At 45.4% G+C, this 21,468-nt stretch carries 14 protein-coding genes, 3 tRNA genes and 3 rRNA genes; 15 read left to right on the top strand and 5 right to left on the bottom strand.

Annotated features, from left to right (window positions below; translation table 11 throughout):
• The first annotated feature begins 36 nt into the window (after window positions 1–36).
• The 8 genes from ubiD (at window position 37) to BS333_RS13640 (ending at window position 8,895) form a co-directional block, all read left to right on the top strand.
• Window positions 37–1,893, top strand: coding sequence for a 4-hydroxy-3-polyprenylbenzoate decarboxylase (gene ubiD / locus BS333_RS13675; RefSeq protein ID WP_021711259.1), 1,857 nt, complete (start codon window positions 37–39; stop codon window positions 1,891–1,893).
• Between the two features lie 265 nt (window positions 1,894–2,158).
• Window positions 2,159–2,872, top strand: a complete 714-nt coding sequence (fre, locus tag BS333_RS13670; protein ID WP_021711260.1) for an NAD(P)H-flavin reductase — start codon at window positions 2,159–2,161, stop codon at window positions 2,870–2,872.
• Window positions 2,873–3,392: 520 nt separating this feature from the next.
• Window positions 3,393–4,960, top strand: a 16S ribosomal RNA gene (locus BS333_RS13665).
• A 104-nt stretch (window positions 4,961–5,064) separates the two neighbouring features.
• Window positions 5,065–5,141: transfer RNA gene (locus tag BS333_RS13660), tRNA-Ile, on the top strand.
• A 42-nt stretch (window positions 5,142–5,183) separates the two neighbouring features.
• Window positions 5,184–5,259: transfer RNA gene (locus tag BS333_RS13655), tRNA-Ala, on the top strand.
• Window positions 5,260–5,594: 335 nt separating this feature from the next.
• Window positions 5,595–8,485: ribosomal RNA gene (locus BS333_RS13650) — 23S ribosomal RNA — on the top strand.
• Between the two features lie 114 nt (window positions 8,486–8,599).
• A 5S ribosomal RNA gene (gene rrf, locus BS333_RS13645) occupies window positions 8,600–8,716 on the top strand.
• Together the 16S, 23S and 5S rRNA genes with 3 tRNA genes alongside form the textbook arrangement of a ribosomal RNA operon.
• An 88-nt stretch (window positions 8,717–8,804) precedes the next feature.
• Window positions 8,805–8,895: transfer RNA gene (locus tag BS333_RS13640), tRNA-Ser, on the top strand.
• A gap of 458 nt (window positions 8,896–9,353) precedes the next feature.
• Here BS333_RS13640 and BS333_RS13635 read toward each other — a convergent pair.
• Genes BS333_RS13635 through hemC form a run of 4 tightly spaced genes read right to left on the bottom strand, consistent with a single transcriptional unit; the run spans window position 9,354 to window position 13,439 of the window.
• Complete coding sequence (locus BS333_RS13635; RefSeq protein ID WP_021711626.1) at window positions 9,354–10,535, bottom strand: heme biosynthesis HemY N-terminal domain-containing protein; 1,182 nt, start codon at window positions 10,533–10,535, stop codon at window positions 9,354–9,356.
• A complete protein-coding gene (locus tag BS333_RS13630) occupies window positions 10,535–11,749 on the bottom strand; it encodes a uroporphyrinogen-III C-methyltransferase (RefSeq protein ID WP_021711625.1) in 1,215 nt (404 codons plus the stop codon). The genes BS333_RS13635 and BS333_RS13630 overlap by 1 nt, the downstream gene beginning before the upstream one ends.
• A 17-nt stretch (window positions 11,750–11,766) precedes the next feature.
• Window positions 11,767–12,498, bottom strand: a complete 732-nt coding sequence (locus BS333_RS13625) for a uroporphyrinogen-III synthase (RefSeq protein WP_021711624.1) — start codon at window positions 12,496–12,498, stop codon at window positions 11,767–11,769.
• A 2-nt stretch (window positions 12,499–12,500) separates the two neighbouring features.
• Window positions 12,501–13,439, bottom strand: coding sequence for a hydroxymethylbilane synthase (gene hemC / locus BS333_RS13620; RefSeq protein WP_021711623.1), 939 nt, complete (start codon window positions 13,437–13,439; stop codon window positions 12,501–12,503).
• A gap of 344 nt (window positions 13,440–13,783) precedes the next feature.
• Between hemC and BS333_RS13615 the strand changes: the two genes are divergently transcribed.
• Window positions 13,784–16,312 carry a class I adenylate cyclase gene (locus BS333_RS13615; RefSeq protein WP_021711622.1) on the top strand — a complete coding sequence of 843 codons (2,529 nt, stop codon included), beginning with the start codon at window positions 13,784–13,786 and terminating at the stop codon, window positions 16,310–16,312.
• A gap of 62 nt (window positions 16,313–16,374) precedes the next feature.
• On the opposite strand, the gene cyaY is transcribed toward BS333_RS13615, so the two are convergent.
• Complete coding sequence (cyaY, locus tag BS333_RS13610) at window positions 16,375–16,689, bottom strand: iron donor protein CyaY (protein WP_021711621.1); 315 nt, start codon at window positions 16,687–16,689, stop codon at window positions 16,375–16,377.
• 74 nt (window positions 16,690–16,763) lie between these two features.
• Between cyaY and lptM the strand changes: the two genes are divergently transcribed.
• The 6 genes from lptM (at window position 16,764) to yigB (ending at window position 21,391) form a co-directional block, all read left to right on the top strand.
• Window positions 16,764–16,880, top strand: coding sequence for an LPS translocon maturation chaperone LptM (lptM, locus tag BS333_RS22625; protein ID WP_033004475.1), 117 nt, complete (start codon window positions 16,764–16,766; stop codon window positions 16,878–16,880).
• 61 nt (window positions 16,881–16,941) lie between these two features.
• Window positions 16,942–18,195: a diaminopimelate decarboxylase gene (gene lysA, locus BS333_RS13600; RefSeq protein WP_021711619.1), complete on the top strand. Its 1,254-nt coding sequence runs from the start codon at window positions 16,942–16,944 to the stop codon at window positions 18,193–18,195.
• 10 nt (window positions 18,196–18,205) lie between these two features.
• Window positions 18,206–19,036, top strand: coding sequence for a diaminopimelate epimerase (gene dapF / locus BS333_RS13595; protein WP_021711618.1), 831 nt, complete (start codon window positions 18,206–18,208; stop codon window positions 19,034–19,036).
• The gene (locus tag BS333_RS13590) at window positions 19,030–19,761 is read left to right on the top strand and encodes a DUF484 family protein (RefSeq protein ID WP_021711617.1); all 732 of its coding nucleotides are present in this window, start codon (window positions 19,030–19,032) and stop codon (window positions 19,759–19,761) included. The genes dapF and BS333_RS13590 overlap by 7 nt, the downstream gene beginning before the upstream one ends.
• Window positions 19,724–20,659 carry a tyrosine recombinase XerC gene (gene xerC / locus BS333_RS13585; RefSeq protein ID WP_033004474.1) on the top strand — a complete coding sequence of 312 codons (936 nt, stop codon included), beginning with the start codon at window positions 19,724–19,726 and terminating at the stop codon, window positions 20,657–20,659. Before BS333_RS13590 ends, xerC begins: the two co-directional genes overlap by 38 nt.
• Before the next feature lie 9 nt (window positions 20,660–20,668).
• Window positions 20,669–21,391 (top strand): 5-amino-6-(5-phospho-D-ribitylamino)uracil phosphatase YigB, encoded by a 723-nt coding sequence (gene yigB / locus BS333_RS13580; RefSeq protein WP_021711615.1) that lies wholly within the window; start codon window positions 20,669–20,671, stop codon window positions 21,389–21,391.
• Window positions 21,392–21,468 lie beyond the last annotated feature (77 nt).

Genomic DNA, 21,468 nt, shown 5'->3' with positions numbered 1-21,468 from the left:
ACTGGCTGCAGTTTAAACTAGCCAGTGTGAAAGCTTATGAGTTTTAAGGATTTACGTGAATTTATTGATCATCTAGAACAGCAAGGACGTCTTAAGAGAATCACACACCCTGTCGATCCTGCATATGAAATGACAGAGATCAGTGATCGTACATTAAGAGCAGGCGGTCCGGCGTTATTGTTCGAAAATCCAATTGGTTATGATGTCCCTGTTTTGACCAACTTATTTGGTACGACAGAGCGCGTTGCGATAGGTATGGGGAGAAATCATGTCCAAGAGCTACGAGAAGTCGGTAAGCTATTAGCTTATTTGAAAGAACCTGAGCCACCAAAAGGGTTTAAAGACGCACTTGAGAAACTTCCCGTTTTTCGACAAGTGCTCAACATGCCTGCTAAACGACTACGAAAGGCGCCTTGCCAAGAAGTTGTTTGGCAAGGTAGTGATGTGGATCTGGATAGAATCCCGGTGATGAGTTGTTGGGCTGATGATGTCGCCCCATTACTCACTTGGGGTTTAACGGTAACGAAAGGACCGAATAAGAAACGTCAGAACCTTGGTATTTACCGCCAACAGAAGATCGCGAAAAATAAAATTATCATGCGCTGGCTGGCCCATCGTGGTGGTGCGCTCGATTTACGTGATTGGATTGAAACTCACCCAGGTAAGCCATTTCCAGTCTCTGTAGCCTTTGGTGCTGATCCGGCCACTATTCTTGGTGCTGTCACCCCTGTTCCAGATACACTGTCTGAATACGCTTTTGCTGGTTTATTACGCGGCAGTAAAACTGAAGTGGTAAAATCAATCAGTAACGATTTAGAAGTCCCTGCCAGTGCAGAAATTGTTTTGGAAGGATATATCGACCCCACTGAGTTCGCTGACGAAGGCCCTTATGGGGATCATACTGGCTATTATAACGAAAAAGAAAAGCATCATGTTTTCACTATTACGCATATCACCATGCGTAAAGACCCTATCTACCATAGCACTTATACTGGTCGTCCACCTGATGAACCTGCGGTTTTAGGGGTGGCACTGAATGAAGTTTTTGTGCCTATCTTACAAAAGCAGTTTCCCGAAATTGAAGATTTCTACCTTCCACCGGAAGGGTGCTCCTATCGCATGGCGGTTGTCACGATTAAAAAACAGTATCCGGGTCATGCTAAGCGAGTCATGATGGGTGTGTGGTCTTTTTTACGTCAATTTATGTACACGAAATTTGTGATCGTCTGTGATGAGTCGGTGAATGCTCGAAGTTGGGATGATGTCGTTAAAGCGATGACTCTGCATATGGATCCGGTTGGGGACTGCTTAATGATTGACAATACGCCAATCGACTCACTTGATTTTGCCTCTCCTGTTGTTGGTCTAGGATCAAAAATGGGTCTAGATGCAACGATAAAGTGGGATGCCGAAAAGGCGTTAGACTTACAACCGCATCAAAACAACAGCAGTAGAATGCTCAGCGAAGCGGAGTTAGCAGGGCTTAAGCAACAGCGCCCAGACATTGTGGAAATTTATCAGCCAGAAAGAGCACAAGGTCAATTTGCAATTGTAACGATGCAAAAAACGCAAGCAGGTCAATCACAAGAGTTATTAGAATACTTGTGGCGCTTTTTTGATAAAACACATCAAAATAAGTTTATTATTGTGTGTGATGACGACGTTAATGCTTATGATTGGAATGATGTGATTTGGGCGATAACGACACGGATGGATCCAAACCGAGATACCATAAAAATCAGCCAGAAAGGTCAGATTAGCTCTAAGATCGGTTTAGATGCAACCAATAAGTTCGAGACTGAAGTCACAAGAGAATGGGGCACGCCAATTAAAAAAGATCCTACACTAGTGTCTCAAGTCGATAAAATTTGGGAGCAGCTAAATATTCTGTAAGCTTTCAGATTATAGAGCCGCCTTTTATTTGGCATTTGATGCTAAAGCAAAGAGACGTGATCTTGGCAGCAATGCTCAACCATAACCTTTGTTTGCCACACGGCTCTCCATTTGTGCAAGTATAACTTGTACGCAGAGCAATAGGGAGAGAGCTGAACACCTCTCCCATACTATTAAAAAATCAGCAAGGCTAGGTGCTTTCCTACTTAGTCTTTGTAGAAAGTAATTCAGTGCTTACCTGTCTAGTGTAAGCGAGAGGAACATCATGACAATCCAATGTAAAGTCAAGTCGATAGAACCATTAGCTTGCAACACCTACAAAATTCTTTTACAGCCGGAATCACCAGTGGAGTTTAAAGCGGGCCAATATTTAATGGTTGTGATGGGAGAGAAAGACAAACGACCTTTTTCTATTGCAAGTAGTCCATGCCGTCATGCGGGAGAGTTAGAGTTACATATTGGAGCTGCAGAGCATAATGCGTATGCGCTAGAAGTGGTCGAAGCAATGCAAACTGCTTTAGAAACAGGGAAGCGCATTGAAATTGATGCACCACACGGCGATGCATGGATTCAAGAAGAAAGTGAGCGTCCATTATTGCTGATTGCTGGTGGTACTGGTTTTAGTTATGTACGTTCAATATTAGATCATTGTGTGGCTCAAAATAAAACGAATCCTATCCATCTATACTGGGGGGCTCGTGATGATTGTCAATTATACGCGAAAGAAGAGCTGGCTGAGATTGCCGATAAATTTGCACATGTGCATTTTGTTCCTGTTATTGAGGTCGCGGAACAAGAATGGCAAGGGAAGGTTGGTAATGTATTGCAGGCTGTTTGCGATGATTTTGAAAGCCTTGAACATTACGATATTTACATTGCTGGTCGATTTGAAATGGCAGGGGCAGCCCGCGAGCAGTTTACACAAAATAAAAATGCAAAGAGTGACAGAATGTTTGCTGATGCATTTGCTTTCATCTAATCAGTCGATATCGAGCAAAAAAGAGGATTTTTTATTCTCTTTTTTGCTGCTTTGCTTAAATAAGCAACGAACATAGGTTTTTTTTGATTTTTTTTCAAAAAACTATTGCGCTTAATGTCAAACTGCCTATAATGCGCATCCACTGACACGGCAGAGGCAACAAGGCTTCAGTCGAGTTAGAGAGGGTAAGAAGTTCTAAAGAAAATAAATGAAAAAAGTGTTTGACACTTTCAATTATCTCGCTAGAATTCACCTCCGCTTTAAGAGAAAACTTCTCAAAAAGCCAAGCTCTTTAACAATATAGACCTATCAATCTGTGTGGGCACTCGTTGATGATAATCCAATTAGAAGCTTTAGCTTCAAATTAGGTTTCAGTGAACTGAGTGACCAAACGAGTCGAAAGACTTGGCACAGTCAATTCATTATCATTCTGTTGGAATGGTAATAGCTTTAAAATTACTTCTTACTTTTAAGTAAGGATGAGTTTTGAAGTCAGTATTCATTGAGCCGAAAAAACTTTAAATTGAAGAGTTTGATCATGGCTCAGATTGAACGCTGGCGGCAGGCCTAACACATGCAAGTCGAGCGGAAACGAGTTGTCTGAACCTTCGGGGAACGATAACGGCGTCGAGCGGCGGACGGGTGAGTAATGCCTAGGAAATTGCCCTGATGTGGGGGATAACCATTGGAAACGATGGCTAATACCGCATAATGTCGTTTTCTATAAACGAAGGGGACCAAAGAGGGGGACCGCAAGGCCTCTCGCGTCAGGATATGCCTAGGTGGGATTAGCTAGTTGGTGAGGTAAGGGCTCACCAAGGCGACGATCCCTAGCTGGTCTGAGAGGATGATCAGCCACACTGGAACTGAGACACGGTCCAGACTCCTACGGGAGGCAGCAGTGGGGAATATTGCACAATGGGCGCAAGCCTGATGCAGCCATGCCGCGTGTGTGAAGAAGGCCTTCGGGTTGTAAAGCACTTTCAGTCGTGAGGAAGGCAGTATCGTTAATAGCGGTATTGTTTGACGTTAGCGACAGAAGAAGCACCGGCTAACTCCGTGCCAGCAGCCGCGGTAATACGGAGGGTGCGAGCGTTAATCGGAATTACTGGGCGTAAAGCGCATGCAGGTGGTTTGTTAAGTCAGATGTGAAAGCCCGGGGCTCAACCTCGGAATAGCATTTGAAACTGGCAGACTAGAGTACTGTAGAGGGGGGTAGAATTTCAGGTGTAGCGGTGAAATGCGTAGAGATCTGAAGGAATACCGGTGGCGAAGGCGGCCCCCTGGACAGATACTGACACTCAGATGCGAAAGCGTGGGGAGCAAACAGGATTAGATACCCTGGTAGTCCACGCCGTAAACGATGTCTACTTGGAGGTTGTGGCCTTGAGCCGTGGCTTTCGGAGCTAACGCGTTAAGTAGACCGCCTGGGGAGTACGGTCGCAAGATTAAAACTCAAATGAATTGACGGGGGCCCGCACAAGCGGTGGAGCATGTGGTTTAATTCGATGCAACGCGAAGAACCTTACCTACTCTTGACATCCAGAGAACTTTCCAGAGATGGATTGGTGCCTTCGGGAACTCTGAGACAGGTGCTGCATGGCTGTCGTCAGCTCGTGTTGTGAAATGTTGGGTTAAGTCCCGCAACGAGCGCAACCCTTATCCTTGTTTGCCAGCGAGTAATGTCGGGAACTCCAGGGAGACTGCCGGTGATAAACCGGAGGAAGGTGGGGACGACGTCAAGTCATCATGGCCCTTACGAGTAGGGCTACACACGTGCTACAATGGCGCATACAGAGGGCAGCCAACTTGCGAAAGTGAGCGAATCCCAAAAAGTGCGTCGTAGTCCGGATTGGAGTCTGCAACTCGACTCCATGAAGTCGGAATCGCTAGTAATCGTGGATCAGAATGCCACGGTGAATACGTTCCCGGGCCTTGTACACACCGCCCGTCACACCATGGGAGTGGGCTGCAAAAGAAGTAGGTAGTTTAACCTTCGGGAGGACGCTTACCACTTTGTGGTTCATGACTGGGGTGAAGTCGTAACAAGGTAGCGCTAGGGGAACCTGGCGCTGGATCACCTCCTTATACGATACGGATAGTTTGCTTTCACTTTTTAAAAGTGAAGACAAATGAGTCACGATGAGTGTCCACACAGATTGATACGGTTTATAAGTAAAAGAGACGATACTGGGTCTGTAGCTCAGGTGGTTAGAGCGTTCGCCTGATAAGCGAGAGGTCGGTGGTTCGAGTCCACTCAGACCCACCAATTCTTCCCCAAAAGAATTGGCAAGAGTATCGACACCTTAATGGGGCTATAGCTCAGCTGGGAGAGCGCCTGCCTTGCACGCAGGAGGTCAGCAGTTCGATCCTGCTTAGCTCCACCATCTTTAAGCGCATTTTCTTGAAAAAGACGAGTGCTTTTAAAAATGGTTACTTTATCTTAAGTAATTAGCTCTTTAACAATTTGGAAAGCTGACAGATAACAATTTGATTAATTGTTATCTAATAAAAGTTCTCAAATCCTATGTCTTTTAAAGATGTAGGTACCAATACACATTCAAGTGTTCTTGGGTTTTACTTCGTTCTTAACGAATGAAGCAAAACATATTTGAGTCCGGCAAAATCGAACGCTATCTCGCTCATTTAAATAATGAGATAGCAACTTTGGTTGTTTAAACAACAAACTCAAGATTTCTTCTGAAACTCTTTGGGGTTGTATGGTTAAGTGACTAAGCGTACACGGTGGATGCCTTGGCAGTCAGAGGCGATGAAAGACGTAGTAACTTGCGATAAGCCCAGATTAGGTAGTAACAACCATTTGAGTCTGGGATTTCTGAATGGGGAAACCCACGTGCATAAGCACGTATCGTTATGTGAATACATAGCATAACGAGGCGAACCGGGGGAACTGAAACATCTAAGTACCCCGAGGAAAAGAAATCAACCGAGATTCCGAAAGTAGCGGCGAGCGAAATTGGATTAGCCCTTAAGCTTTTTATGCGTTAGACGAACGGTCTGGAAAGTCCGGCGATACAGGGTGATAGCCCCGTAGTTGACAACGCACATTCAGTGAAATCGAGTAGGGCGGGACACGTGATATCCTGTCTGAATATGGGGGGACCATCCTCCAAGGCTAAATACTACTGACTGACCGATAGTGAACCAGTACCGTGAGGGAAAGGCGAAAAGAACCCCTGTGAGGGGAGTGAAATAGAACCTGAAACCGTGTACGTACAAGCAGTAGGAGCCCACTTTGTTGGGTGACTGCGTACCTTTTGTATAATGGGTCAGCGACTTATATTCAGTGGCAAGGTTAACCATCTAGGGGAGCCGTAGGGAAACCGAGTCTTAACTGGGCGCTCAGTCTCTGGATATAGACCCGAAACCAGGTGATCTAGCCATGGGCAGGTTGAAGGTTGAGTAACATCAACTGGAGGACCGAACCGACTAATGTTGAAAAATTAGCGGATGACTTGTGGCTAGGGGTGAAAGGCCAATCAAACCTGGAGATAGCTGGTTCTCCCCGAAAGCTATTTAGGTAGCGCCTCGGACGAATACTACTGGGGGTAGAGCACTGTTAAGGCTAGGGGGTCATCCCGACTTACCAACCCTTTGCAAACTCCGAATACCAGTAAGTACTATCCGGGAGACACACGGCGGGTGCTAACGTCCGTCGTGGAGAGGGAAACAACCCAGACCGCCAGCTAAGGTCCCAAATTACTACTAAGTGGGAAACGATGTGGGAAGGCTCAGACAGCCAGGATGTTGGCTTAGAAGCAGCCATCATTTAAAGAAAGCGTAATAGCTCACTGGTCGAGTCGGCCTGCGCGGAAGATGTAACGGGGCTAAGTAGTAAACCGAAGCTGCGGCAATGCACTTTTGTGCATTGGGTAGGGGAGCGTTCTGTAAGCCGTTGAAGGTGTGTTGTAAAGCATGCTGGAGGTATCAGAAGTGCGAATGCTGACATGAGTAACGATAAAGGGGGTGAAAAACCCCCTCGCCGGAAGACCAAGGGTTCCTGTCCAACGTTAATCGGGGCAGGGTAAGTCGACCCCTAAGGCGAGGCCGAAAGGCGTAGTCGATGGGAAACGGGTTAATATTCCCGTACTTCTTACAATTGCGATGGGGGGACGGAGAAGGCTAGGTGGGCCTGGCGACGGTTGTCCAGGTTCAAGTGCGTAGGCTGAAGAGTTAGGTAAATCCGGCTCTTCTTAAGGCTGAGACACGACGTCGAGCTACTACGGTAGTGAAGTCATTGATGCCATGCTTCCAGGAAAAGCCTCTAAGCTTCAGATTGTAAGGAATCGTACCCCAAACCGACACAGGTGGTCGGGTAGAGAATACCAAGGCGCTTGAGAGAACTCGGGTGAAGGAACTAGGCAAAATGGTACCGTAACTTCGGGAGAAGGTACGCTCTCGACGGTGAAGTCCCTCGCGGATGGAGCTGTTGAGAGTCGCAGATACCAGGTGGCTGCAACTGTTTATTAAAAACACAGCACTGTGCAAAATCGTAAGATGACGTATACGGTGTGACGCCTGCCCGGTGCCGGAAGGTTAATTGATGGGGTTAGACTTCGGTCGAAGCTCTTGATCGAAGCCCCGGTAAACGGCGGCCGTAACTATAACGGTCCTAAGGTAGCGAAATTCCTTGTCGGGTAAGTTCCGACCTGCACGAATGGCGTAATGATGGCCACGCTGTCTCCACCCGAGACTCAGTGAAATTGAAATCGCTGTGAAGATGCAGTGTACCCGCGGCTAGACGGAAAGACCCCGTGAACCTTTACTACAGCTTGGCACTGAACATTGACCCTACATGTGTAGGATAGGTGGGAGGCTTTGAAACCAGCACGCCAGTGTTGGTGGAGCCGTCCTTGAAATACCACCCTTGTAGTGTTGATGTTCTAACGTCGACCCCTTATCGGGGTTGCGGACAGTGCCTGGTGGGTAGTTTGACTGGGGCGGTCTCCTCCCAAAGCGTAACGGAGGAGCACGAAGGTGGGCTAATCACGGTTGGACATCGTGAGGTTAGTGCAATGGCATAAGCCCGCTTGACTGCGAGAATGACAATTCGAGCAGGTGCGAAAGCAGGTCATAGTGATCCGGTGGTTCTGTATGGAAGGGCCATCGCTCAACGGATAAAAGGTACTCCGGGGATAACAGGCTGATACCGCCCAAGAGTTCATATCGACGGCGGTGTTTGGCACCTCGATGTCGGCTCATCACATCCTGGGGCTGAAGTCGGTCCCAAGGGTATGGCTGTTCGCCATTTAAAGTGGTACGCGAGCTGGGTTTAGAACGTCGTGAGACAGTTCGGTCCCTATCTGCCGTGGGCGTTGGAGAATTGAAAGGGGCTGCTCCTAGTACGAGAGGACCGGAGTGGACGAACCTCTGGTGTTCGGGTTGTGTCGCCAGACGCATTGCCCGGTAGCTAAGTTCGGGATCGATAACCGCTGAAAGCATCTAAGCGGGAAGCGAGCCTTGAGATGAGTTCTCCCTGATACATTAAGTATCCTAAAGGGTTGTCGGAGACTACGACGTTGATAGGTCAGGTGTGTAAGCGTTGTGAGGCGTTGAGCTAACTGATACTAATTGCCCGTGAGGCTTAACCATACAACACCCAAAGGGTTTTGATGGACTCAAAGCAAGAACGAATTGAATGTGTAAGAACTGAAACAGCTTTCCAGATTATTTAAATCCTGATAACAGGGTTTAAAACAGAATTTGCTTGGCGACCATAGCGATTTGGACCCACCTGATTTCCATCCCGAACTCAGAAGTGAAACGAATTAGCGCCGATGGTAGTGTGGGGCTTCCCCATGTGAGAGTAGGACATCGCCAGGCTTGATTAATACATTTAGATTTTTTAAAATCTAGGTGTAAAGCTAAGACTTAGCATCAAAGATAAGACTATGTTTTAGTAACAATTTGTGGAGAGATGGCTGAGTGGTCGAAAGCACCGGTCTTGAAAACCGGCAACCGTTAATAGCGGTTCTAGGGTTCAAATCCCTATCTCTCCGCCACTATTAAAAAAGCCGCTGTATTTACAGCGGCTTTTTGCTTTTTATCTCATGAAAAACTTTTAGCTCATGAGATAGTTGCCCCAAAGTCTTCTCTGTTAACACTTCATATCCTCCACGGACTCTTCTTCCTATACTCAGTGCTGAACTCATAGAGCAAGCATAAGGTCATTAGGATAATATTATCTTGACCCAATATTTTACGAACTACAACGACGTTGTGGATAAGCTCTGCAGTAAGTGGGGTCACTGTTCGGGAAGTGTTGATTTTCAAGGTTGGTATCATTTCCTAGATTAGTATAAGAAGTGGTGTTTGAGGCTTTCTTTAAGGGGCGCTTAGCGTTGATGTCTAACGACTATACTTATTCCTCTACAAGCCTTGAAGGGGTTAAGGAGCTAGGCTTATAGGCAATAAAAAAGCCGACAAAATGCTGTCGGCTTGAAAGATAGGTTAGAGATGGCTATTTCTCTTGGGTTAGTGCTAATGCTTTGCGGGAAACTTCGTGAGCAGCTTTAGTTAGATTCTGTTTCTCTAATGTATCGGCTAAAAAAGCATAATCGGAAATGTCAGTACGAACCTTTAATGCTGCTTCTAAATGATGCTGAGCGGGTTGCCACTTTTCTTGGCGGAACAAAAAGTGTGCAAGAGCACTGTGAGCGGCGGCATTGTGTGATTCTCGCTGTAAAGTGCCTTCTAGCAAAACGATGGCAGGATGGTCATCAGCCAATTTAAGCTCAGTCAGTAACTGGTAAAGTGTCTCCGTCGGCTGTTTTTTTAATGTGTTCTTGATCAGCGTAAATGCTTCATTATCTGCTTTTCGACCAATCAGCTCACGTGCAAAACATTCGATCAATTTGACATTCTGTTTTACTTTACGTGGCAAGCTATTCCAATGTAAAACCAGTCCCTCACTGCCTTGCTGAATGGCGATATCATGCATTAAACCACATTGAGCACTTTGCAGAAGTTCTGTCTGCTGCTCTTTAGTGATTTTTCTGACTTTGACCAATTCAGGGATAAGGTCGATGAGTGGTTGCCAAAGTTTCAACTGGATATAAGTATTTTTTAGTAAATCGAGTACGATGGCGTTATTGGAATATTTTCCTTTGAGTGTTTGTAACGTATCAAAAGCCGATTCGTAGGCACCATCATTAATAAACTGTTTAGCTCGGGTAAGCTCTACAGCAAGGTAAGCATCCTCTTGTTGGCTAGCGAGTGCTAAATATTCGTTACGCTTGGCTTTGTCTCCATTCCCTTGAGCGGCTTCAGAGGCCACCAGATAACAAAGTAATGGCATGTCATGGTGCTTTGCACAACTCAGTGCAAGCTTTTCGGCACTTTTCCAATCTCCCTCGAGCAACTTGATGATGCTTTCATTCGTTGTACGACGAGCTCGGCGTATTTTTCGAACATTAAAATAATCGAGCGAGTTAGTGCTGATACTAATGATGCTTTTGATTATATACTCAAGCAAGAAGAGGGCGGCTAAAGTGGCTATGATCAGGATTACCATAGTGGTAAAACTCATCTCTATCGTTTTATTTGCAATAGAAATGAGTACGTAACCTTGTTCATCAGCATAATGGGAGCCAGCATATAAACCCAAACCAAGAATAATAAACAGGAAAATCAAACGTATCATTATTGCCCCTCCGAGTTTGTCATTGGAGCAATATCTCGGTGTAGACGCTCACGAATGGTATTTTTTAGAGTTTGCTGACTTTTGAGTTCCGAAGGGTACTGTACCGTTAGGCTTTGTTGCTCAAGTTTATTGAGCTCTTGGCGAAAATCTGTCACAGCCTGTTCGTCGTTGTTAAAGAAATCCGCTATCCAGTTGTCTGCTGTTTGTAAGGATTGTTGATAAATCTCATCTTGCTGGCGATAAATGGCTTGTATGGCAACGCCGAGTTTCGCTTTGAGGTTCTCTTTTAGATAAAAATGCTGTTTGGGAGGCAGAAGTGGCGCTGTACTCTTATCTGATGTTCTTATCGTGATAAAGCTGTCAGCGAAGCTCTTGAGTGATGTTTTTAGGTTCTCTTGCCAATTTGACACATCTTCTGTCAGGACTTTTTTCTCGTTAGCCTCTTCTGGGGCTAGGATAGGTTGTGCCAGAGGTAGCGTGTCGACCTGTTGTTGAAGGGCTGTCAGTTTTAAGATCATGCTTTCTTGATCGACAGAAGGCAGCATTTTTAGCTGTACGATGTCATCAGTGATTTCCTTGCGCAGCTTGATTAAGCTTGGATCATTTAAAGCTATGATGCGTTGATCGGCATCTTTCATGAGTTGAATGGCGCTAGCAACATTATGCTCTAAATACAACTTTCTGCCTGCGAGTTGGACTAGATAGTTCGCTTCAGTAAGCAGCCAGCCGTTGGTCCTAGGCTGCTTTCCGCTCAGGCTGGCTATCTCTTGTTGTAAGCTAAGAATACTTCTCTCTTGCCGGTCCAGCCCCTCTTCAATCGCTTCTTTGGACTCTTCCTTAAACTTATTAGCTTTCTCTTCTGTCTCATTTTTATTGCTTTGTAGCGTCTTTTGAATGTTATTTTGTGTTAACTGTAATTGAGTTTCGAGATTGGTGAGTTGAACGATATAGTCGGCTTGTTGTTTTTGGAATTCGGCTTGTTGATTGGCAAACTTGTATGTCAGTCCTCCACCGAAAGCGAGTGAGATTAAAACGGCGAGTACACCAAGTTTGGTGCCGTGATTGCCAGGCTTTTTCTTTACTTCAGCCTTGATCGGTTTTTTCCCTGACTTTGCCTTAGTTGTTGTGGCCTGCTTTTCAGTGGGCGCCACTGATGGTTGATTATCAGAAGAAGTTGAGTCGTGTTTTTCTTGTTTGTTATTGTTACTTGTCATGCCTATATCCTGTTTAGCTATGGCGTGAGAGCCGTCAGTAAGTCTTGATTGGATGCACTTCCTATACACCTTATCTGAGAAAATCCCCTTTGACGTGCAAGATCAGCTACTCGTTGACTGGGGAGATAAAGCTCTTGCTGATTGAGCCAAGCTAATTGTTCTGATGTTAATGGATCACATAAATACGCTAATTGTTCACTACTAGTGATGACGATTTGGGAGACTTGCTGGACTTTCCACATTGCAAGGCAGCGTGCGGGGTCGAATGGAATAAGGTCTCGTTTGTATGTCTCACCATAGTGTACTGCTGCCCCCCGTTTTACGAGTTCATCTTTGATCAACTCACGGCCTCCGTTACCACGAAGAATAAGGACGTTTTGTTTTTTTACATGTTTGAGTTCAGTAAGTTGCAATAGATGTTCACTATCACTGAACCGATGTGGGTAGTGTACTTTTTGTTGGGTACACATGCTTAAATAGTGTGCTGTTTTTTGACCAACGGCAAGATATATTACTTGTTGAGGCCACGATTGATTGTGATTGCTTAGGATCTGTTCCGCATAATGAACGGCGTGCTGGCTGATTGCGATAATAATGTTGGCTTTATCGAGGTGTTGCAGCCACTCAACCTTATCTGGCATTGAGTTAATCGTAATTAATGGGTGATGGATAGCCTTCACCCCGTGATGATTAAGTAAAGAGCAAAGCTCATGACCTTGCTCTCCAGGCCGAGTGACCAAAACAGCCATAGTTAGTCGTGGTCTGCGTACAATTTGGTTAAAATGTCGCGCGCGCCTTTTTCCAGAAGCTCATTAGCCAACTGAATGCCTAACGCTTCGGCATCCTGACGATGTCCATGGATCTCACCGCGCACAATCAAGCTCCCATCAGGTTCTCCCACTAGCGCTCTTAGCCAGATGTTCTCTCCATCCAGTAAAGAGTAACTACCAATAGGAACTTGGCATCCTCCTTCCAGTGTGAGGTTCATGGCTCGCTCGCAACGAACACGATCAGCAGTGTCAGGGTGATTGAGAGGTTCTAGAAGCTGGCGAAGTCGTTGGTCATCAAGGCGACATTCAATCCCGACAGCACCTTGACCTACTGCTGGAAGGGATTGCTCTGGTTCGATTAAGCTGCTAATACGATCGTCTAGTTTGAGGCGTTTTAAGCCTGCTGCAGCGAGGATAATCGCGTCGTATTCTCCGGCGTCAAGTTTACTTAGTCTGGTGCCGACGTTACCACGAAGGTCTTTAATCACTATATCAGGGCGGTAAGCTTTTAACTGACATTGTCTGCGTAGGCTGCAAGTACCAACAATGGCCCCTTGTGGGAGGTCATCAATGGTTTTGAAATGATTTGATACGAATGCATCACGAGGGTCTTCACGTTCACATATCGTCACCAACCCTAGCCCTTGCGGAAAATCGACGGGAACATCCTTCATTGAATGCACTGCCAAATCAGCACGTCCCTCTAGCATGGCTACTTCAAGCTCTTTAACGAAGAGCCCTTTACCACCCACTTTAGCCAGTGGAGTGTCAAGGATCACGTCACCTTGAGTGACCATGGTGACCAGTTCAACCTCAAGGTTAGGGTGAGCGGCTTGCAAAGCATCTTTCACATAGTGAGCTTGCCATAAAGCAAGAGGACTTTTACGTGTCGCGATGCGAATGGGCGTAGATTGTGTCATGATCTTCTCAATATTACTGTGATTTGGTTTTATCCTACCACTCAACGGAGGAAAGTTTTAATGTTAGTTAGTGTTCTGTTGGTTTCAGAAATGGAATGCTTTTATATTATGAAAATAGTGTGATTGGATTCTCATTTAAACTCAGTCGGGTTATTATGTAAGAGTTGTAGCAAATGGCACTAGGACATAGTGAACTTGCGATTGGTATGGAAACCTTAAATCAAACTATTTGTAAGCAGTAATCTTTACCAATCTTAGCAAAAGTGTTAAATTGATCACGTTTTTTGCTCGGTATGGCTTAAAACATCAGCAGATTTCATGACTGTTCAACCAAGGAACCTCCCTTGCAGGCTTACACTCAAAAACTTATTCAGCGATTAGACAATCTCAACCAGCAGCGTATCGATCGTGCGTTGGCGCTTATGAGTTCGCAAAACCAGCAAGTTTTTCACCTGATTCCTGCTCTGTTGCACTTCAACCATCCTAATCTTCCCGGTTTTCTTGATGCAGAGACTCCGCATGGCTTGTTTGGCTTTGAGCTGAATGCGATGCAGCAGCAACTGGTTGATGCTTATTTTGACCATAGTCCCACTGTTATCGAAGCGGTGACCGACGCGGATATTCTTGGCTTATATACTATGGGGAGTACGTCCTCAATTGGTCAAAGTACCTCAAGTGATTTGGATATTTGGGTATGTATTCCTCCAACCATGAATGCTATACAGCGTGATTGCTTAACCAAGAAGTGCTTATCGATCACAGATTGGGCACAAGCTCAGGGAGTCGAGGCGAACTTTTTCCTTATGGACGAAGATCGCTTTCGTAATAATCATTCTGAACAAATGACCGGGGATAACTGTGGCTCTTCCCAGCACTTACTCCTACTTGATGAATTTTATCGCTCAGCAGTACGCTTAGCTGGACAGCGCTTATTATGGCAAATAGTGCCTCCTGAAATGGAAGAGTGCTATGGCGAGTACGTTGCTCAGTTATATGAGGATGGCAACGTAAAATGTGATGAATGGATAGACTTTGGCCAGCTTAACCGTATTCCAGCGGAAGAGTATTTTGGTTCCAATCTGTGGCAACTGTATAAAAGCATCGACTCACCGTATAAATCTGTATTAAAAGCGATCTTGCTTGAAGCGTATTCATGGGAATACCCAAATACGCAGCTATTGAGTATCGATACCAAACGACGTTTCTTTGCTGATGAGCCAGATTTATATGGCATGGATGCGTACTACTTAATGCTTGAAAAGGTCACGCGTTATTTAGAACGTATTCAAGATCAAACCCGCTTGGATCTTGTGCGTCGTTGTTTCTACCTCAAAACCCACGAAAAGCTCTCGCGTGACCCAGATACGGGGTCGGTTGCTTGGCGTCGTGAAGCGTTAAGCGAGATGATTTCCACGTGGAATTGGGACCATAAAGTGGTGGCGGAACTGGATGACCGACGTCATTGGAAAGTCGAACAAGTCAAAGTTGTTCATCATGCATTATTAGATGCCCTAATGCAGAGCTACCGTAATTTGATTCAGTTTGCCCGTCGTAATGACATTACTTCTGCGATAAGTCCACAAGACATTAGTATCTTAGCGCGCAAGCTGTATGCGGCATTTGAAGTGTTGCCGGGTAAGGTGACCCTTTTAAACCCACAAATATCCCCTGACTTGCACGAACCTGATCTGAGTTTTATCGAGGTCACAGAAAGTGGCGTGAATAAGCCTGGGTGGTATCTATACAAACAGCCGTTGGATGCTCATCGTATTCTTGGACAACCATTTTTAGAGCACCACGAGTACCTGAGTAAATTGGTTTCCTGGGCATTCTTTAATGGTTTGATTACAGAGTCGACCTATTTGCATGCTGTGGTACGTGAAGCACAACTGGATATCGATAAGTTCTACCAAATGGTGGGGGACTTACGTAATACCTTTTCATTGCGTAAACGTCGTCCAACTATGGAAGCGTTAGCAAGTCCTTGTGAGATAAGCCAACTGGCCATGTTTATCAATTTTGAACATGACCCTACCGCTGATTTGTCTGGCCGTATGTTGAAATCTGAGGTCAAGAGTACCGAGATATTCAGCTTTGGTCCCGATCAAATTAATTTGGTTGGCAGTGTCGACCTTGTCTATCGTAATTCATGGCATGAAGTTCGAACGTTGCACTTTCAAGGTGAAACGGCGATCTTAGACGCGCTTAAGACCATATTGGGAAAAATGCATCAAGATGCGCTGCCTCCTGAGTCTGTTGATGTGTTCTGCTATGCTAAAAACATGCGCGGAGTGATGCGTAATACGGTTTACCAGTTGCTTGCCGAGTGTATCGACCTACGTTTGAAACCCGTCGAGCCGGAAAAGAGACGTCGTTTTAAAGCCATGCATCTTGGGTGTCAAACTCATGGTTTATTCTTTGAACGCCGAGGAGTGTCTGTTCAGAAGTTAGAGAATTCGGTTGAGTTTTACCGCAGTATTTCGACCAATAAGCTGAATGGTTCACCGCTACTGATGCTGGATCGAGGGCAAGAATTTCAGTTGCCTGAGGTCGTTGATGGCTTCGCCAGTGAAGGGCTAGTACAGTTTTTCTTTGAAGATACTGAAACGGGCTTTAATATCTATGTGTTGGATGAAGCTAATCAAGTTGAAGTCTATCATCAGTTCAGTGGCACGAAAGATGAAATGATTGCATCAGTAAACGGCTTTTACACGGCGGTTAAAGATAATAATCAAGTCGCGTCACAGTGCATTAATTTTAACTTGCCTCAATACTACCAAATCATTCATCCATCAGAAGGGAATACACACATTATTCCTTACCGAAGCGAGAATGTCTCTTCAGTCTCTGTCCCTAAAACAGCCAGTGTGTAAATAAAAAGAGCATGATTAGCTCTTTTTATTTATGGCAACATTTGGGACTCACTAGTTCAGCGTTATACCCAATCTATGCTTTCACCCGCGTGTTTTTCACATTCTTCTTTAACCATATCAAAGAGCTTCATGGCCGTTTTTGAGCAGATCCACTGACCATCGATCTGCTTAAAATGAAAGCCTCCTGACTTTGATGCCAACCAGATCTCATGCATGGGTTCTTGACGATTGATGATAATTTGGCTGCGGTCTTCAAACTCTAGTGTCATAACATTGCCTGACACTTCGTAATCGATATCCGCGCCAGATTCGTCGATGGCTTCTTCGATGATTTGCAGTTGTGTGTCTACTTGTTGATGAAATTCGGTATCGTTCATCCTTTTACCCTATTGCTTTTCTTGAGTGTGGTGCGATTATAGAGGGCATTGATTCAATAATCACGATATGCAAAATGAAAAAACTACTCATGGTGTTGGGAATGCTCGCCGCTACGACTTTGGTCGGCTGTGGTCAGTCAGGTGCGTTGTATATTCCAGATGACGCTCAGCAGACTGAACAAGCACAATAATAACTCACCCCGAACGTTGTTTCATGGGGGAAGCAATCGAATTAATTAAGGGAAGTACACTTTGGACTATTTTAACTATCAGGATGATGGCCAGCTTTGGGCTGAAGACGTCTCACTTCAAGATCTTGCCGAGCAGCATGGCACGCCTCTTTATGTTTACTCTCGCGCTACGTTAGAGCGTCATTGGAGTGCGTTTGATAGGGCTGTGGGCCAACATCCTCATCTTGTTTGTTACGCAGTAAAAGCTAACTCTAACCTGGGTGTTTTGAATGCACTCGCGCGCTTAGGATCCGGCTTTGATATTGTATCGGGTGGTGAACTTGAACGTGTTATTGCAGCGGGTGGTGATGCGAAGAAGGTGGTGTTCTCTGGTGTGGGAAAAACACTGGCAGAGATGAAACGTGCGCTAGAGCTGGGCATAAAATGCTTCAACGTGGAATCAGAACCAGAACTTGAGCGTTTGAACAAAGTTGCAGCCGAGCTCGGCGTGATTGCCCCGATTTCGTTAAGAATCAATCCAGATGTCGACGCAAAAACACATCCTTACATTTCGACGGGTTTGCGTGATAACAAATTTGGTATCGCCTTTGATCGCGCGCCGGCGGTATATAAGTTTGCTCAAAGCTTACCAAACCTAAACGTGCAAGGCATTGATTGCCATATTGGTTCCCAGCTGACGGATATTGAGCCTTTCATTGATGCGACCGATCGTCTTTTGGCACTGATTGATGATTTGAAGGCACAAGGTATCCATATTCGTCACCTGGATGTTGGCGGCGGTCTTGGTGTGGTCTATCGTGATGAAGAACCTCCTCAGCCTGCAGATTATGCTAAGGCTTTACTTGATCGTTTGGCCAACCATCAGGACCTTGAACTGATTTTTGAGCCAGGCCGAGCGATTGCTGCTAACGCGGGTATTTTGCTGACGCGAGTTGAGTTTCTTAAACACACAGAACATAAAAACTTTGCTGTTATTGATGCGGCGATGAATGATCTCATGCGACCGGCGCTTTATCAGGCTTGGCAGGATATTGTTCCCGTTGTCCCACGCCAAGGTGAAGTACAGCTGTATGACTTGGTTGGGCCTATCTGTGAAACTGGTGACTTCTTAGGTAAAGATCGTGAACTGGCACTACAAGAAGGTGATCTACTCGCGGTTCGTTCTGCTGGTGCCTATGGTTTTGTGATGTCTTCGAATTACAATACGCGAGCTCGAGCGGCAGAGGTGATGGTTGATGGTAATCAGCACCATGTTGTCCGTCAACGTGAAGAACTGACGCATTTGTGGCAGTTGGAACAAATTTTACCGGAGTAATACACGACAAATGCACTTCCATTTTTCCAAAATGCATGGCTTGGGCAATGACTTTATGGTTGTTGACTGCATTACCCAAAATATGTTTTTTTCGCAAGATTTAATCCGCCGTTTGGCGGATCGTCATACTGGTGTTGGTTTTGACCAATTGCTTTTGGTTGAAGCACCGTACGATCCTGAAACTGATTTCCACTACCGTATTTTTAATGCAGATGGTAGTGAGGTAGAGCAATGTGGCAATGGTGCACGTTGTTTTGCTCGCTTTGTGCGCTTGAAAGGCTTAACCAATAAATACAGCATTAGCGTGAGCACCAAAAAAGGAAAAATGGTTCTTGATATTGAGGATGAAGGCATGGTGACGGTCAATATGGGGATACCCGAGTTTGAGCCGAATAAAATCCCCTTCAAAGCTAAGCAAAAAGAAAAAACCTATATTATGCGTGTGGGTGATAAAACATTATTCTGTGGTGCAGTCAGCATGGGTAATCCGCATGTCGTCACCGTGGTTGAGGATGTCGATAGCACCGATGTAGAAAACTTGGGGCCTTTACTTGAGTCTCATGAACGTTTTCCAGAACGCGTTAATGCTGGCTTTATGCAAGTGGTTAATCGTCAGCATATTCGTCTACGAGTGCATGAGCGTGGAGCAGGTGAAACTCAGGCGTGTGGTAGTGGTGCTTGTGGGGCGGTTGCGATCGGTATTTTACAAGGTTTATTAGATGAGACCGTTAAAGTTTCTCTACCTGGAGGAGAGCTTTCAATCTCATGGCAAGGCCCGGGTAAACCTCTGTTTATGACTGGACCTGCTACTCACGTATTTGATGGGCAACTCTCATGCTAATTGAAGGTAAGGAAAATCAACCGCAGCCAGTTCAAGCCGATGCCATGACGGCAGAAATTGTTGCAGAATACTTACGCGATAACCCCGATTTCTTTGTCCAACGTCCTGAGCTGGTAGAACGGTTGTCGCTGCCTCATGCTGATTTAGGCGCAGTGTCATTGGTGCACGTTCAAATGAATCGTCAGCGCCAGCGCATTGAAGAGCTGGAAGAAGAGATTACAGCTTTCATGTCATTGGCCGCAAAAAATGATAGAACGTTCTACGAATTCATGGACCTACAAGGGCAGTTGTTAAAGTGTTGTCATGTGAATCAGGTCATTATGGCGATTGAACGTAAGGCGAAAGAATTAGGTCTTACGGCTTACCTTCGTTTACTCAATGCCAATGAAAGCATGCCAGCACTTAAGCAAGAGGACTATCAACGTTTTGCTACCAACCATCTTAATGGTAAAGAAGCGTACTTGGGGCGTTTAAGAAAAGTTGATCGTGAGGCGTTATTTGGGGACGTATTAGTTCCTGAAATGGGTTCATACGTTGTTTTACCGCTTGGTCATAAAACGCCACTGGGCTTACTTGTATTTGCAAGTGAAGATGGTGGTCATTTTCAACCTGATATGGACACGTTGTTTTTACGTCATCTATCATTAGTAGTGACACACCTTGTTCAGACACTCGCATGGCATCAAGATGACGACAACAGTACAGAACATTCCTTTACCAAGTAGTTTGCAAAAGCCGTTGGAGCACTTCTACGAATACCTACGTAGCGAAAAAGAGCTTAGCTTACACACTCAGCGCAATTACAAGCAGCAGCTTGAGACAATGGCGCAGCATTTAGCCAATATGGGAGTGAAAGACTGGGCTCAAGTGGATGCGGGATGGGTTCGTCAAATTGCTGGTAAAGGGATGCGTGATGGCATGAAAGCCAGCAGTTTGGCGACGCGCTTATCATCCTTGCGTAGCTTTTTTAACTTCTTGGTTTTACGTGGTGAATTACTTGCAAACCCCGCGAAAGGTGTGTCTGCACCTCGAAAAAAACGCCCACTGCCTAAAAACTTGGATGTAGATGAAATGCACCAGTTGCTTGAGGTCAGTGAGAATGACCCTCTGGCGATACGAGATCGCGCAATGATGGAACTGATGTATGGTGCTGGATTACGGCTTGCCGAATTGATCAGTATCGATGTGCGAGATGTCAAACTACGCAGCGGTGAATTGCGTGTTATTGGTAAAGGCGATAAAGAACGCAAAGTTCCTTTTTCCGGGATGGCCACAGAGTGGCTGGGACAGTGGCTGAAGGTCCGAAATGAGCTTGCTTCGGCTGATGAGGCTGCTTTGTTCGTCTCTAAATTAGGGACACGAATTTCGGTTCGCAGCGTACAAAAACGTATGGCTGAATGGGGTCAGAAGCAGTCAGTAGCCAGCCATATTAGCCCACATAAATTACGCCATTCCTTCGCAACACATATGTTGGAGTCGAGCCAAAATTTACGCGCGGTACAAGAGCTTTTAGGGCACGAGAATATCTCTACTACCCAGATTTATACTCATTTGGATTTTCAACACCTTGCTGATGTCTACGATCAAGCTCATCCTAGAGCACGCAAGAAACAAGAAAGCTGAGGTCCTGTTGTGAAGTTTTATCGCAGTATTAAACCGATTAAAGCCATCACGTTTGATCTCGATGACACTTTGTATGACAACGTTGCCGTCATTGTAAAAATGGAGCAGGAACTGCTTGCTTGGTTTAAAGAGCACCATCCGGTCGTCGCGCAGATGAGTGCGGAAGATTGGCGTGTGGTCAAGCGCCGTCTCTTACGAGAAAAGCCCGCTCTTAAACATGATGTGACGTTACTTCGTTTCGTGCAGATTCAAGCGGTCTTCTTATCTCAAGGCTACTCATCGCTTCAGGCAAATCAGATCGCGCAACAAGCTGTTGAACTGGCGCTAGAGTGGCGAAATCGAGTAACCATCGCTCCAGATAATATTGCGTTATTGCAGACCTTAGCAGAAAAGGTGCCGTTGGTTGCGATTACCAACGGGAATGTTGACTGTAAAAAAATTGGCTTAACGCCTTATTTTCAGCATATTCTGCGAGCAGGTCCCGATGGGGCGGCAAAACCAGACAGAGATATGTTTCAAAAAGCACAACAACTCTTGGCTTTGCCTGCTGATAATATTCTTCATGTTGGTGATCATCTTATCTCCGATGTCAAAGGGGCGATATCGGCTAACTTTGCGAGTTGTTGGTTCAATAATACAGGCTGTCAGATTCGCACGTTATGCCATGGAGGCTTATTACCTGATATGGAAGTAAGTCAACTGGCTTCTTTATCTAGGCTAGTCGAAGGTTAATAGTTTCACGTGAAACCACTTGTTTTCAGTCGATAAACCGTTTTTTATCTTCGATAAATAGTTTGTTTTACCGTCAA

It is taken from the genome of Vibrio azureus, from assembly GCF_002849855.1.
Taxonomy (GTDB): Bacteria; Pseudomonadota; Gammaproteobacteria; order Enterobacterales; family Vibrionaceae; genus Vibrio; species Vibrio azureus.
This window is presented reverse-complemented; position numbering and strand designations above follow the sequence as displayed.

What these genes read in the sequence shown, in the direction of transcription:
- ubiD (WP_021711259.1), top strand. Translation starts at nt 37, where the DNA reads ATGAGTTTTAAGGATTTACGTGAATTTATTGATCATCTAGAACAGCAA.
- fre (WP_021711260.1), top strand. Translation starts at nt 2,159, where the DNA reads ATGACAATCCAATGTAAAGTCAAGTCGATAGAACCATTAGCTTGCAAC.
- BS333_RS13635 (WP_021711626.1), bottom strand. Translation starts at nt 10,535, where the DNA reads ATGATACGTTTGATTTTCCTGTTTATTATTCTTGGTTTGGGTTTATAT.
- BS333_RS13630 (WP_021711625.1), bottom strand. Translation starts at nt 11,749, where the DNA reads ATGACAAGTAACAATAACAAACAAGAAAAACACGACTCAACTTCTTCT.
- BS333_RS13625 (WP_021711624.1), bottom strand. Translation starts at nt 12,498, where the DNA reads ATGGCTGTTTTGGTCACTCGGCCTGGAGAGCAAGGTCATGAGCTTTGC.
- hemC (WP_021711623.1), bottom strand. Translation starts at nt 13,439, where the DNA reads ATGACACAATCTACGCCCATTCGCATCGCGACACGTAAAAGTCCTCTT.
- cyaY (WP_021711621.1), bottom strand. Translation starts at nt 16,689, where the DNA reads ATGAACGATACCGAATTTCATCAACAAGTAGACACACAACTGCAAATC.
- lptM (WP_033004475.1), top strand. Translation starts at nt 16,764, where the DNA reads ATGAAAAAACTACTCATGGTGTTGGGAATGCTCGCCGCTACGACTTTG.
- dapF (WP_021711618.1), top strand. Translation starts at nt 18,206, where the DNA reads ATGCACTTCCATTTTTCCAAAATGCATGGCTTGGGCAATGACTTTATG.
- BS333_RS13590 (WP_021711617.1), top strand. Translation starts at nt 19,030, where the DNA reads ATGCTAATTGAAGGTAAGGAAAATCAACCGCAGCCAGTTCAAGCCGAT.
- xerC (WP_033004474.1), top strand. Translation starts at nt 19,724, where the DNA reads ATGACGACAACAGTACAGAACATTCCTTTACCAAGTAGTTTGCAAAAG.